At 32.4% G+C, this 12,206-nt stretch carries 14 protein-coding genes; 11 read left to right on the forward strand and 3 right to left on the reverse strand.

Annotated elements, in window-relative coordinates:
- The 5 genes from ACGHJ8_RS06685 to ACGHJ8_RS06705 all read left to right on the forward strand — a co-directional run bounded on the left by ACGHJ8_RS06685 (position 1) and on the right by ACGHJ8_RS06705 (position 3,743).
- On the forward strand, positions 1-666 hold the full coding sequence (locus ACGHJ8_RS06685; RefSeq protein ID WP_087356813.1) for a TrkA family potassium uptake protein: 666 nt from the start codon (positions 1-3) through the stop codon (positions 664-666).
- 14 nt (positions 667-680) lie between these two features.
- Positions 681-1,268, forward strand: coding sequence for a TetR/AcrR family transcriptional regulator C-terminal domain-containing protein (locus tag ACGHJ8_RS06690; protein ID WP_211964746.1), 588 nt, complete (start codon positions 681-683; stop codon positions 1,266-1,268).
- A gap of 95 nt (positions 1,269-1,363) precedes the next feature.
- Positions 1,364-2,179: an MBL fold metallo-hydrolase gene (locus tag ACGHJ8_RS06695; protein WP_211964744.1), complete on the forward strand. Its 816-nt coding sequence runs from the start codon at positions 1,364-1,366 to the stop codon at positions 2,177-2,179.
- 5 nt (positions 2,180-2,184) lie between these two features.
- Positions 2,185-2,757, forward strand: a complete 573-nt coding sequence (locus ACGHJ8_RS06700; protein ID WP_205089072.1) for a histidine phosphatase family protein — start codon at positions 2,185-2,187, stop codon at positions 2,755-2,757.
- Positions 2,757-3,743, forward strand: a complete 987-nt coding sequence (locus ACGHJ8_RS06705) for an aldo/keto reductase (RefSeq protein WP_211964743.1) — start codon at positions 2,757-2,759, stop codon at positions 3,741-3,743. The genes ACGHJ8_RS06700 and ACGHJ8_RS06705 overlap by 1 nt, the downstream gene beginning before the upstream one ends.
- Before the next feature lie 11 nt (positions 3,744-3,754).
- Here ACGHJ8_RS06705 and ACGHJ8_RS06710 read toward each other — a convergent pair whose 3' ends face one another.
- Positions 3,755-4,450: a YoaK family protein gene (locus ACGHJ8_RS06710; RefSeq protein ID WP_390542351.1), complete on the reverse strand. Its 696-nt coding sequence runs from the start codon at positions 4,448-4,450 to the stop codon at positions 3,755-3,757.
- Positions 4,451-4,601: 151 nt separating this feature from the next.
- On the opposite strand from ACGHJ8_RS06710, the gene ACGHJ8_RS06715 reads away from it, so the two are divergent.
- A complete protein-coding gene (locus ACGHJ8_RS06715; RefSeq protein ID WP_087356819.1) occupies positions 4,602-4,874 on the forward strand; it encodes a hypothetical protein in 273 nt (90 codons plus the stop codon).
- 83 nt (positions 4,875-4,957) lie between these two features.
- Positions 4,958-5,836 carry a LysR family transcriptional regulator gene (locus tag ACGHJ8_RS06720; RefSeq protein WP_211964741.1) on the forward strand — a complete coding sequence of 293 codons (879 nt, stop codon included), beginning with the start codon at positions 4,958-4,960 and terminating at the stop codon, positions 5,834-5,836.
- Positions 5,837-5,877: 41 nt separating this feature from the next.
- On the opposite strand, the gene ACGHJ8_RS06725 is transcribed toward ACGHJ8_RS06720, so the two are convergent.
- A complete protein-coding gene (locus ACGHJ8_RS06725) occupies positions 5,878-7,200 on the reverse strand; it encodes a replication-associated recombination protein A (RefSeq protein ID WP_390542353.1) in 1,323 nt (440 codons plus the stop codon).
- A 120-nt stretch (positions 7,201-7,320) separates the two neighbouring features.
- On the opposite strand from ACGHJ8_RS06725, the gene ACGHJ8_RS06730 reads away from it, so the two are divergent.
- From ACGHJ8_RS06730 to ACGHJ8_RS06745, 4 genes are read left to right on the forward strand one after another with little or no spacing between them, the layout of a single operon-like run.
- Positions 7,321-8,154 carry a DUF5685 family protein gene (locus ACGHJ8_RS06730; RefSeq protein ID WP_211964739.1) on the forward strand — a complete coding sequence of 278 codons (834 nt, stop codon included), beginning with the start codon at positions 7,321-7,323 and terminating at the stop codon, positions 8,152-8,154.
- The gene (locus tag ACGHJ8_RS06735; protein ID WP_087356823.1) at positions 8,155-8,760 is read left to right on the forward strand and encodes a J domain-containing protein; all 606 of its coding nucleotides are present in this window, start codon (positions 8,155-8,157) and stop codon (positions 8,758-8,760) included.
- Between the two features lie 13 nt (positions 8,761-8,773).
- Entirely contained in the window at positions 8,774-10,537 is a 1,764-nt protein-coding gene (gene dnaK / locus ACGHJ8_RS06740; RefSeq protein ID WP_211964737.1) for a molecular chaperone DnaK, read from the forward strand.
- Between the two features lie 40 nt (positions 10,538-10,577).
- The gene (locus ACGHJ8_RS06745) at positions 10,578-11,528 is read left to right on the forward strand and encodes a GNAT family N-acetyltransferase (RefSeq protein ID WP_390542356.1); all 951 of its coding nucleotides are present in this window, start codon (positions 10,578-10,580) and stop codon (positions 11,526-11,528) included.
- A 7-nt stretch (positions 11,529-11,535) separates the two neighbouring features.
- Here the strand turns inward: ACGHJ8_RS06745 and ACGHJ8_RS06750 are convergent, their stop codons facing one another.
- Positions 11,536-12,132 carry a LexA family transcriptional regulator gene (locus tag ACGHJ8_RS06750; protein ID WP_087356825.1) on the reverse strand — a complete coding sequence of 199 codons (597 nt, stop codon included), beginning with the start codon at positions 12,130-12,132 and terminating at the stop codon, positions 11,536-11,538.
- Between the last annotated feature and the right edge of the window lie 74 nt (positions 12,133-12,206).

The raw sequence follows: 12,206 nt of genomic DNA on the forward strand, positions 1-12,206 counted from the left end.
ATGCAAAGTAAACAGATTGTTGTTTTAGGATTAGGTGTATTTGGTTCAACAATTACCAAAACATTATCTCAATATGGGTGTGAAGTTGTTGCTGTAGATAAATGCCCTGAATGTGTACAAAGAGTATCTGAATTTGCCACAAAGGCTGTCATTGGTGATATTACTGATAAACAGTTTTTGGTTGATTTAGGTCTTGAAGAATTTGATGTCGGAATTGTCGCTATTGGTAATCATTTGGAAGAAAGTCTTTTAGGTGTTTTAAATCTTAAAGAAATTGGTATTCCTTATATCATTGCAAAGGCTAAGAATAAAACATTTAAAGCCATTTTAGAGAAAATTGGAGCTGATCGTATTATTCGTCCAGAAAAGGAAATGGGTGAAAGAGTTGCTCGTACACTATTGAGAAAGAATATTACAGATTTAGTAGAACTTGATGAAAATTATAGTCTTGTGGAAATGAAAGTCCCTCAAGCATGGGTTGGTCATACATTATCTTCTTTGGACTTAAGAAAGAAATATGGTATTAATATTTTAGGTCAACGTGATATGGAAACACAAAAGATTGAATTATCTGTCAATCCGGAATATGTTTTACGTATGAATGATCATTTCTTAATGGTAGCTGAAACTGAGAAGATTGAAAGATTTGATTATTTGATTGTTTAAAATAGAGTTATTTTATGTCTATTGATGTCAAAAAGATATTGGCGAATGCCTTATTAAATCTTTGTCAGAAACAATCTTTGCAATCAATAACAGTTTCTCAGTTATTAAAAGAAACAGGTGTGAGCAGACAGACTTTTTATAATCATTTTAAAGATAAGAATGATTTGATCTGTTATATTTATGATACTTATATCGTTCCTAATTTTGATGAACACCATATGGATATTGATTTTTATGAATCATTATTACAGACTTTTCAAAATATCAAAAAATATCATAAATTTATGAAACAGGCTTGTCAAATAGAAGGACAAAACTGTTTAAAAGATTATATTGTGGAACATTGTCAGCAGTTTGATTTAAAGTGGCATCAAAATCTCTATGGTTCAGATCCTATGCCAGATGATTTAAAGTTTGCGACAATCTATCATGCTAATGCTTCAAGCAGTATGACATTGTCTTGGATTCTTTCTAATATGCCTGTGCCATGTGAAGAAATTGTTGATATGATTGTTCAAATGAGAGGTTTAGGTATGGACAAATTGTTTCATTCAAGTGAAAATTATTTAGGAAGTCCTTATCAGAAAATAGACAAAAAATAAAAAATGTCCATTTTTGGACAAAATGAAAAATTTATAAATGGGAATCTCCTATCTTTTAGGCTAAAATAAAAGCAGAAAAGAAAGGAGATTTTTTTATGAGAGAAATAGTTATTAATGATAAAGGACAAGCTGTTGCTCCACAAAGTCAACCAATTATAAAACAAGATTTTTTATCTGATCACAAAACAAGAATATATTGGTTAGGGGGAGCTGGAATCATGGTTCATAGTCATCAGACCAATATCATGATTGATCCAGTTTTAGAAGGTTTTGATATCCCTTTATTGTATCAAGTGCCGATTTTACCTCAAAATATAGAAAAATTAGATGGTATTTTGATTACCCATATCGATAATGATCATTTTTCAAGACCAACATGTCATCATTTAAAGGATGTCTGCTCACAATACTATGCTCCTAATTATGTCGCAGATGTGATGAATGAAGAAGGATTGAAAACAGAAAAACATGATATCAATGATTGTTTTCAACTTCATAATATATCTGTTCAATTGACACCGGCTTGGCATAATTGGCAAAATGGTTCATCAAAATGGCAATATCGTTATTGGGAAGAAAAAGATTACTGTGGTTATTGGATGGAAACACCGGATGGAACAATCTGGTTACCCGGTGATTCACGTCTATTAGATAAACATTTGCATATGCCTCAACCTGATGTCATCTTATTTGATTTTGCTGATAATGACTGGCATATCACTTTGAAAGGAGCCATTCAACTAGCAAATACTTATCCTCATGCTGATTTGATCTGCATTCATTGGGGTAGTGTTGATGCTCCTGACATGACACCATTTAATGGCAATCCCCAAGATTTATATCAGCATATCATTAATCCAGAAAGAATTTATGTCTTGGCACCAGGTGAAGCGTATCATTTAAAGGGGTGATATCAATGAAAACATTATATTTAGTAAGACATGGTGAAACACTGTTTAACGCTTTGCATAAAATACAGGGCTGGTGTGACTCACCATTAACAAAAAAAGGTATACAACAGGCAAAACAAGCTAAACAATGGTTTGAAAAACAACATATTTGTTTTGATCATGCCTATAGTTCAACAAGTGAAAGATGTTGTGATACTTTAGAAATTATAACATCACTTCCATATCAAAGATGTAAAGGATTAAAAGAGAATAATTATGGTTTATTAGAGGGTGAACATGATTATTTGGCTGAAAATGATCCACAAAAATGTGCGACTTATTACTTACAGTTTGGTGGTGAATCTAATGAAACATTAAAAGAAAGAATGGTTAAAACATTGACGGATATTATGGAAAAAGAAGATCATCATTCTGTTTTAGCAGTGAGTCATGGTGGGGCTTGTTTTAATTTTTTACGTGCCTGGCAAGATCCTACAGAAGAATTAAAGAAAGGGTTTGGTAATTGTTGTATTTTTATTTATGAGTATGAAAATCATTGTTTTTATCTCAAAGATATCATAAGACAGGAGGAATCATAGTGGAATATGTACAGTTAGGAACGAGTGATTTAAAGGTTTCAAAAGTATGTCTAGGATGTATGGGATTTGGTGATTCTCATAAGGGAATGCATTCATGGACATTGCCTTATGAACAATCAAAGAAAATCATTCATTATGCATTGGATCAAGGTATTAATTTTTTTGATACAGCAATGGCTTATCAAGGTGGAAGCAGTGAAGAATACTTAGGGAGAGCCATTCGTGAATATGGTTGTCGAGATAATGTTGTGATAGCGACAAAATTTCATGGTCGTACCCTAGAACAGATTCAACAAGGTATCAGTGCAAAAGATCATATTGAAAATTGTTTGAATCAGAGCTTAAAAAGATTACAGATGGATTATGTTGATCTTTATATATTACATGCATGGGATAATAATACGCCTATTGAAGAAACATTGGAAGCTCTTGATGCAATGATTCAACAGGGAAAAATTCGTTATATTGGTGTTTCTAACTGCTATGCATGGCAGATTGCAAAAGCGAATGAAATAGCCAAAGCCAGACATTTACATCCTTTTGTTTCCGTGCAAGGACACTACAATCTTATTTTTAGAGAAGAAGAAAGAGAAATGAAACCCTATTGTGATTTACATCATGTGGCTTTAACACCATACAGTGCTTTAGCTTCTGGCCGTTTAGCCAAACATCCGGGTGAACAGTCACAACGTTTAAAAGAAGACACTTATGCAAAAGGGAAATATGATCAAAGTTATAATCAAGATTTACCTATCATTTTAAGAGTTGAAGAATTAGCTCAAAAACATCATGTTTCAATGAGTGAAATTGCTTTATCGTGGCTTATGACTAAAGTCACTGCCCCAATTGTTGGAGCAACAAAATGTTCACATATTGATACAGCTATTCGTGCTGTTGACTTTCATTTGACACCAGATGAGTGTCAATATCTTGAAGCGTGTTATCAACCACATCATTTAGTCGGTGTCATGGCAGAAAAAAGATGATTTGACATGAATCAAATCATCTTTTTAGGATGAAAGAAAATATTGATATTGTGATATTTATCATAATATGTAAAGTAGGCAAAATTAACAATAAGAAAAATCAGTAAAAATAAGATAGCTTTGACAGCAAAAAACAAGTGAAGTATATAAGCCAAAGCTACACCCATATGAAAGCAAAGTAATGTTCCACCAAAGAAACATCCTTTTTTGAGTTTTTCATGTTTGATTTGTAAATCATCAACTAAAAAATATTCAGTTAAAGATACAACTGTCTGTTTGATATTGTTAGTAGAAAAAATTGTTGAACTGGTATAACCCAAAGCACCTTTAAAAACACACCATTGAAAAGCAGTGACAAAAAAACAGGGGTATAAACTTACAATGGGATTGCAATCCTCAGGAATCATTGCTAAAAGTATGACACAGACAATTTCCAGATAGAAAACCAGATATTGCAGCTTCCACTTTGTACGATATGTTAAAAATGTAGCTATGATCATTGCAAGAATATAAATGACGACAGCACCTATTCTAATAAGAGAATCTATATAATGACTTCCTAATAGGGCTTCAACCAGATCAATTAAATTAGCTGTCTGGGCAGAGCCAAAAACATTCATCCTCGTAAAAATAGCGTAACCACCAAAAAATCCACCAACAATAGCCATCAGATAATGAATAATCACATCATGATAATCATTTTTCATTTTTATACAACTCCTTTAAATGCTTTTTCATTATAGCACTGTCAGTTATTTTCGCAATCTTTGTCTATAAAAAAATAAAAAAACAAGTTGATTTTTATTGTTGAAAGGGCTTTTATTTTATATAATAGAAGTATGAAAAGAGGCGAGATGGGTGTATTATATTTCAACGTATGCTTTGTATGAACTTGTAAAGCAGTTATTTCATGATGTCAAGGATGTAGATGATATAACTTTATATGCTTACAAAGAAAACAAATGTTGGAAAATTGGTTTTTCTAATGAATATACAGATCAAATTCCTGATGATTCTATCAATCTTCACTATGAATTTAAAGATGGGTTTTTAAAAAATAGCCCTCGTCAGGCAACCGAAGAAATGATGAATAGAATTCGAAGTTACGAACAGGAAATGGTTTCTATATAAGCATGTCAAAGAGCTGGTTACATGTGTTGTAATCAGCTTTTTTATCCATTATAATAAAAAATGAATGAAAGGAAGAAAATGGTATGGAGATTAGAATTTTAAGATATTTTTTAACTGTTGCTAGAGAAGAAAATATTACCAAAGCAGCCAATGTTTTACATATTACACAACCGACATTGTCAAGACAATTAATGCAGCTGGAAGAAGAATTAAATACGCAATTATTAATCAGAGGTAAAAATAAAATTACTTTAACTGATGCAGGTATGTTATTAAGAAGACGTGCTGAAGAAATTATTGATTTAGCAGATAAAACAGAAAAAGAATTTTTAGAAGCCGATGAATTGATTGCGGGTGAAATATTTGTCGGTGCTGGAGAAATTAATGCTATGCATCTTTTAGGCGATTTTATGATTAAATTTCAACATCATTATCCTCAAATCAAATATCATTTATACAGTGGTAATGCCGATGATGTAAAACAAAAAGTTAATCAGGGATTATTAGATATAGGATTATTGACAGAACCTGTTGATGTCGAAAAATATGATTTTGTACGTTTGAATTATCAGGAAGCATGGGGCATTCTTGCTCCTAAAGATAGTGCTATAGCAAAAAAAGACTATGTCACACCACAAGATCTTCAAAAATTGCCATTATTAATAGGTCATCGTCAGATTGTTCAAAATGAATTAGCCCATTGGATGGGAATGAATGTTCAAGATTTAAATATTGTAGCAACTTATGATTTAATCTATAATGCTGCTATTTTAGTAGAAAAAGGATTAGGCTATGCTCTTTGTTTAGATAAGATTGTTTATATGTCTAATGATTCTCTTGTACGTTTTATTCCTTTAAAACCAGCCTATGAAACGGGGGCAGTTATTGTCTGGAAAAAGCATCAGGTTTTCTCATTAACAGCTACTCGTTTCATACAGGAACTTTATGATTATTTTCATTAATAATGAATTGATGGAATTAATATCCCATCAAAGATAAGAGTTTATTTCTTGGATTGACGATGCGAACGTTTCCATTGTTTGATTTGTTGAAGTCGCAAAGCGACTTTTTTTTCATGACCTTGTTCAGTAGGATGATAGTATTCTTTATTTTGTAAAGCTTCAGGTAAACACGTCATAGTTGTTAATTTGTCTTGAAAATCATGGGCATATTGATAGCCTTTACCATAATTTAAATCTTTCATTAAACGTGTAGGAGCATTGCGTAAATGCAAAGGAACTGGCTCAGCAATGGTTTTTAAGGCATCCTTTTTGGCACTTTCATAAGCCACATATAACGCATTAGACTTTACAGAAAGAGATAAATATGTCACTGCGTGAGTCAAATGAACGCTACATTCTGGCATACCAATGAAATGACATGCCTGATACACCGCAACAGCAATTTCTAAAGCACGGCTATCTGCCATACCGATATCCTCACTGGCAAATCGTACAAGCCTACGAGCTATATAGAGGGGATCTTCACCAGCCTCCAACATTCTGGCTAACCAGTAGATAGCCCCGTCAACATCACTGTTACGCATCGATTTATGTAAAGCAGAAATTAAGTTATAATGTTCTTCTCCATTTTTATCATAAAGCAATGATTTTTGACTCGTCATCTGTTCAATGATTTCAGGACTAATCGTTAGTGTCTGATGATTTTCAGGAGCATTATAGACGGCCATTCCCAAGATGTTTAAAGCAACACGTGCATCACCATTAGCAAAATGGGCAATCATGGATAAAGTGGATGGTTCAACTTGAATGTTTAAATCACCAAAACCTCGCGGATCATGAATGGCATGATTTAAAAGCTCTAAAATATCATTGACATCTAAAGCATGTAAAACAAAGACTTTACAGCGTGATAATAAAGCGGAATTGATTTCAAATGATGGATTTTCAGTTGTCGCTCCTATAAGCGTTATACTTCCTTGTTCAACATAGGGTAAAAAAGCATCTTGCTGTGCTTTATTAAAGCGATGAATTTCATCAATAAAAACAATGGTTTTGATGCCTTGACGTTGTGTTTCCATCGCTTCTTGCATTACTTTTTTGATTTCTTTAATACCACTATTAACAGCACTGAAATCAATGAAGTGAGCATGAGTTGTTTTCGCAATGATTCTTGCCAGTGTGGTTTTACCAACACCGGGAGGACCCCAGAAAATCATCGAAGGAATCTGGTCGTTTTGAATAAAATGCCATAAAACTTTTCCTTGACCAACAAGATGTTTTTGACCAACATACTCTTCCAATGTTGAAGGCCTTAGACGATGAGCTAGAGGTTCTAAAGATGATTGAATCTTTTGCTTTTTCATAGTTTTCACCAACTTTCTTTTTATATTTTAGCATTTTTAAAGTAAAGTTTCTATAAGTTCATGTTTCGTTCATATGTTCATCATATACTATGCGTGATTTATTGAAATGGGGAGATTATCGTGTTTGGATATATAGTCATCAATAAACCAGAAATGAAATTTAAAGATTTTGATATTTATCAATCATATTACTGTGGTTTATGTCGAGCAATGCATGATTTATACGGTATTAAAGGACGCGTTGCTTTAAATTATGACATGACTTTTATAGCGTTGTTATTATCTGGTTTATATGAACCAGAACATCAAATAAATAGATGTCGATGTTTTTTACATCCAGTTAGAAAACATCTGGAAGTGCATAATCAATATATCGATTATGCAGCTAAAATGACAATTGCTTTAACATATTTAAAATGTGAAGATGACTGGCTGGATGATCAAAAAATGACAAAGCAGCTTTATAAAAAAATACTTGAACATAGTTATCAAAAAGTTAAAGAAGAATATCCACAAAAGATAAAAATAATTGAGGAACAACTTGTTTTGATTCACCAATATGAACAACAAAAGGGCGTTCATATTGATGATATTTCGGGATGTTTTGGAAAAGTTATGGCAGAAATATGTGCTGTTGAAGATGATATATGGACAGAGCATTTAAGGGAGTTTGGTTTTTTCTTAGGAAAATTTATATATATACTGGATGCTTATGATGATATTGAAAAAGATTTAAAGCATCATACTTTTAATCCTTTTATAGATCAGTTTCAACAAGTTGATTTTGAAGAAAAATGTTATCATTTATTAGAAATGATGATTTCAAGAGCAGCAGAAGCTTTTGAATATCTTCCGATTGAGGAAAATGTTGAAATTTTAAGAAATATCATATATAGTGGTGTTTGGAGTCAATATGAATTACGTAAAAAAAGAAGATTGGAGGATAAGAAATAAATGGATCCATATCAGATATTAGGCATTTCTCCAAATGCATCAGATGATGAAGTGAAACATGCCTATCGTACTTTAAGTAAAAAATATCATCCTGATGCTAATATTAACAGTGTGCATCAGGCAGAATATACAGAAAAATTTAAACAAGTTCAAAATGCCTATAAAACGATTATGGATAATCGTAAGAAAGGTTTTACAAATCAGACATATGGGCAACAGCATTCCCAGTCATCATATCAGTATCAAGGAAATGATCAGGCTGCTTTTCAAGATGTTGCAGCATATATTCAGGCAGGTCGTTATCAGGATGCTCTTTCGATTCTTGAACAGATTCGTACACGTTCATCGCTTTGGTTTTATTATAGTGCTTTAGCGATGAATGGAATTGGAAATAATGCTACAGCATTAGAGTATGCCCAAACAGCTGCACAAATGGAACCAGGTAATTTACAATATCTGTTTCTGGTTCAACAATTACAGGCAGGAAGTGGACAATATCGCCAGACACAGCAGACTTATACTTCACCTTATGCGAATATGGCGAATTGTTGTTATTCGTTATTGCTTTTTAATATTTTTATGAATTGTTGTTGTAGATGTTATTAAAGGAGAATGATTTATGAGTAAGATTATTGGTATTGATTTAGGAACAACAAATAGCTGTATGGCATTCATTGAAAATGGAAAAACGTCTATTATTCCTAATAGTGAAGGAGCAAAAACAACACCAAGTATTGTTGCTTTTGCAAATGATGGTCAAAGACTTGTAGGAGAGAGCGCAAAAAGACAGGCTATTACAAATCCGATGGGAACAATTGCATCTATTAAGCGTGAAATGGGAACAAATTATAAGAAAAAGATTGGTCATCGTGAATATACACCACAAGAAATTTCTGCGATGATTTTACAGAAGTTAAAACTTGATGCTGAAAATTATCTAGGAGAACCTGTTAAACAGGCGGTTATTACAGTTCCGGCTTATTTTAATGATGCACAACGCCAAGCTACAAAAGATGCTGGAAAAATTGCCGGATTAGAAGTTCTAAGAATTATTAATGAACCGACAGCAGCTGCTTTAGCTTATGGTTTAGAAAATAGCTATGGTCAAAAAATGATGGTTTTTGATTTAGGTGGTGGAACATTTGATGTTTCTATTATTGAAATAGGAAATGGTGTTATTGAAGTTCTTTCGACTTCAGGAGATAATCATCTTGGTGGTGATGATTTTAATGAAGCTTTAGCCCAATATATTTTAACCGAATTTGAAAAAAGTTCTGGTATTTCATTAAAAAATGATTTAATGGCTATGCAACGTGTCAAAGAAGCAGCCGAAAAAGCCAAAATTGAATTATCATCTATGGTTTCTACTGTTGTTTCATTGCCATTTATTACAACGACTGCATCAGGACCACAAAATTTAGAAATGACGATTACCAGAGAAACATTTAATCGTATTACAAAAGATTTGGTTGAAAGAACAATTTTACCAATGCAAAATGCTCTAAATGATGCTCGTTTATTACCGGCAGAATTAAATAAAATCATTCTTGTTGGGGGGTCTTCGCGTATTCCTGCTGTTCAAGATAAGATCAAAGAAGTAACAGGTATTACGCCTAGTAAATCTTTAAATCCTGATGAATGTGTTGCTATGGGAGCTGGAATTCAAGGTGGTAAGTTATCTGGTGATGTGACAGCAATGGGAAATTATAATGTTTTATTACTGGATGTTACACCATTAACATTATCGATTGAAACAGTTGGTGGGGTTGCGACACCATTGATTGACCGTAATACACCTATTCCAACAAGCCACAGTCAGATTTTTACAACATCTGCAAATTTTCAAACACAGGTTGAAATTAATGTCTTACAAGGTGAAAGACCTTTAGCTAAAGATAACAAGAGTCTTGGAAAATTTAAATTGAAGAAAATTAAACGTGCAATGCGTGGTGTTCCACAAATTGAGGTGACTTTTGATATTGATGTTAATGGTATTGTGAGTGTTTCTGCGAAAGATTTAGCAAGTGGAAATATGCAAAGTATTACGATTGAAAATAGTTCGCATATGTCAGATGCAGATATTGAAAGAGCTATTCATGAAGCACAGCAATTTGAACAACAGGATGCCAAAACAAAAGAAAGACTGGTATTTAAAAATGATTTAGAAACATTGATGTTACGTGTTGACAATACTCTGGCAAAACATCATAAAGAAATTGATAAAACAATCAAATCACAAATCAAAAATGATTTAAGTCAATTAAAGAAAATGACTAAAAAAGTTCAATTTGAAACTTGCCCAGATGCCCAATTCCAAGAAATTAAAGAGGCAAAGCAAAGACTTGAAGATAGTGCGGCTTTCTTATTGACAATGGGAGAATAAAGACATTGCTTGATCAATGTCTTTTTTAAGGAGAAAAATAATGATAGAAATACAATTAGCAAAAGAAGAAGATTTAAAACAACTGGCATATATTGAAGAAGTTTGTTTTCCTGTTAAAGAAGCAGCCACATTGGCTCAATTTCAAAAAAGATTCCAAGCTTTCCCAGAATGTTTTATGGTTGCAATAGTAGAGGGAAGAATTGTTGGTTTTATCAATGGGGCTATGATTGCTAAACAGACATTATCAGATGAAATGTATGAAGACACATCTTATCATAATGTTTTTCACGCTTATCAAAGTGTTTATGGCTTAGCTGTTTTACCGGCTTTTAGACATATGGGAATTGCTAAAAAATTAATGCAATCTTTTATCAATTTATCAAAAAGTCGTCAAAAGAAAGGAATGGTATTGACTTGTAAAGAAGCATTAATACCTTTTTATCAACAATGTGGTTATACTTGCCTTGGTGTTTCTCATTCTATACATGGAGGAGCAAAATGGTATGATATGATTTTTGAGTTTGATTTACCATCTTCTCTTTTTATTCCCATGCAATTTTATCATTTAAAAGAAGCAGCAATCCTATTTCAACAATGTTTTGATAATGAACCATGGAATGAGCAATGGACATATCAACAGGCATATCAGCATTTAGAAGAAATGTTGTCTTCACCCTATACGTTAGCCTACGTATTATACCAAAATGGACAATTTATTGGAATGATTGTAGGCCATCAAATGACTTATATGGATAAGCAAGTATTATGCATTGATGAGCTTTGTGTATGCCCACAACTTCATGGACAACATATAGGAAGTCAACTTCTTGATTATATCAAAGAAGAATGTCATAAAAGAAAAATACAAAAAATTGTCTTACAAACAATACGTAGTTATTTAAGTGATTATTTCTATAAGTGTCATGGTTTTTATGAACAAGACTATCTTGTCAGTATGACATGTGATATAAAAAATTCTCATGAAATATGAGAATTTTTTAAAAATAAGTTTTTGTATAAACAACTTTTCCTATAATACGTACAGGAAGTGTTGCGACTTCTTCATTAGAAAAATAGCGATTTTCTACAAGTGGATTCGTTGCTTCCAAAATAAGCATGTCAGGTTTTTTGATAATACGTTTAACAGTGACTTCTTCACCACCAATCATAACCACTGCAATATCACCTGTAGAAACATATGAACATTGTTTAATAAGAGCTAAATCACCATCCATAATACCAGAACCTGTCATTGAGTCACCTTGAATTTGTAGAAAATAATCTCCTTTATAAAAATCTTCTTCAGTGACTTCTTCTTCACCCATATAATTATTTTCACCATACATATCATATCCAGCTTTTGCATAACCTAAGATGGGACGTTTCAAATGAATAGAAGTTCCTTTGATGATAGGTTCCACATCATAACCTAAAAGATCGTTTAAACGTTTAAGTGTTTCATCTTGGATACGTTTGACATCACCAGAAATCCAGCGACTGACTGTTGATTTTGTTACACCAAGTTTTTGAGCAATTTCATCATTTGTTAACTGGAATCTATATTTATAATCTTTAATAATATCTTTCAGTTCCATAGTATTCCTCCTATATGCATATTATAATATAAAATACATCAAAAATAAATAAAAAACAAAAAAATATAAAAGAA

The sequence above is a fragment of the Massiliimicrobium timonense genome, assembly GCF_042850985.1.
In the GTDB taxonomy this organism is placed as follows: Bacteria; Bacillota_I; Bacilli_A; order Erysipelotrichales; family Coprobacillaceae; genus Allocoprobacillus.

Coding starts and splice junctions, on each gene's coding strand:
- ACGHJ8_RS06710 (WP_390542351.1), bottom strand. CDS start 4,450: ATGAAAAATGATTATCATGATGTGATTATTCATTATCTGATGGCTATT.
- ACGHJ8_RS06720 (WP_211964741.1), top strand. CDS start 4,958: ATGGAGATTAGAATTTTAAGATATTTTTTAACTGTTGCTAGAGAAGAA.
- ACGHJ8_RS06700 (WP_205089072.1), top strand. CDS start 2,185: ATGAAAACATTATATTTAGTAAGACATGGTGAAACACTGTTTAACGCT.
- ACGHJ8_RS06735 (WP_087356823.1), top strand. CDS start 8,155: ATGGATCCATATCAGATATTAGGCATTTCTCCAAATGCATCAGATGAT.
- ACGHJ8_RS06750 (WP_087356825.1), bottom strand. CDS start 12,132: ATGGAACTGAAAGATATTATTAAAGATTATAAATATAGATTCCAGTTA.
- ACGHJ8_RS06690 (WP_211964746.1), top strand. CDS start 681: ATGTCTATTGATGTCAAAAAGATATTGGCGAATGCCTTATTAAATCTT.
- dnaK (WP_211964737.1), top strand. CDS start 8,774: ATGAGTAAGATTATTGGTATTGATTTAGGAACAACAAATAGCTGTATG.
- ACGHJ8_RS06745 (WP_390542356.1), top strand. CDS start 10,578: ATGATAGAAATACAATTAGCAAAAGAAGAAGATTTAAAACAACTGGCA.
- ACGHJ8_RS06695 (WP_211964744.1), top strand. CDS start 1,364: ATGAGAGAAATAGTTATTAATGATAAAGGACAAGCTGTTGCTCCACAA.
- ACGHJ8_RS06685 (WP_087356813.1), top strand. CDS start 1: ATGCAAAGTAAACAGATTGTTGTTTTAGGATTAGGTGTATTTGGTTCA.
- ACGHJ8_RS06725 (WP_390542353.1), bottom strand. CDS start 7,200: ATGAAAAAGCAAAAGATTCAATCATCTTTAGAACCTCTAGCTCATCGT.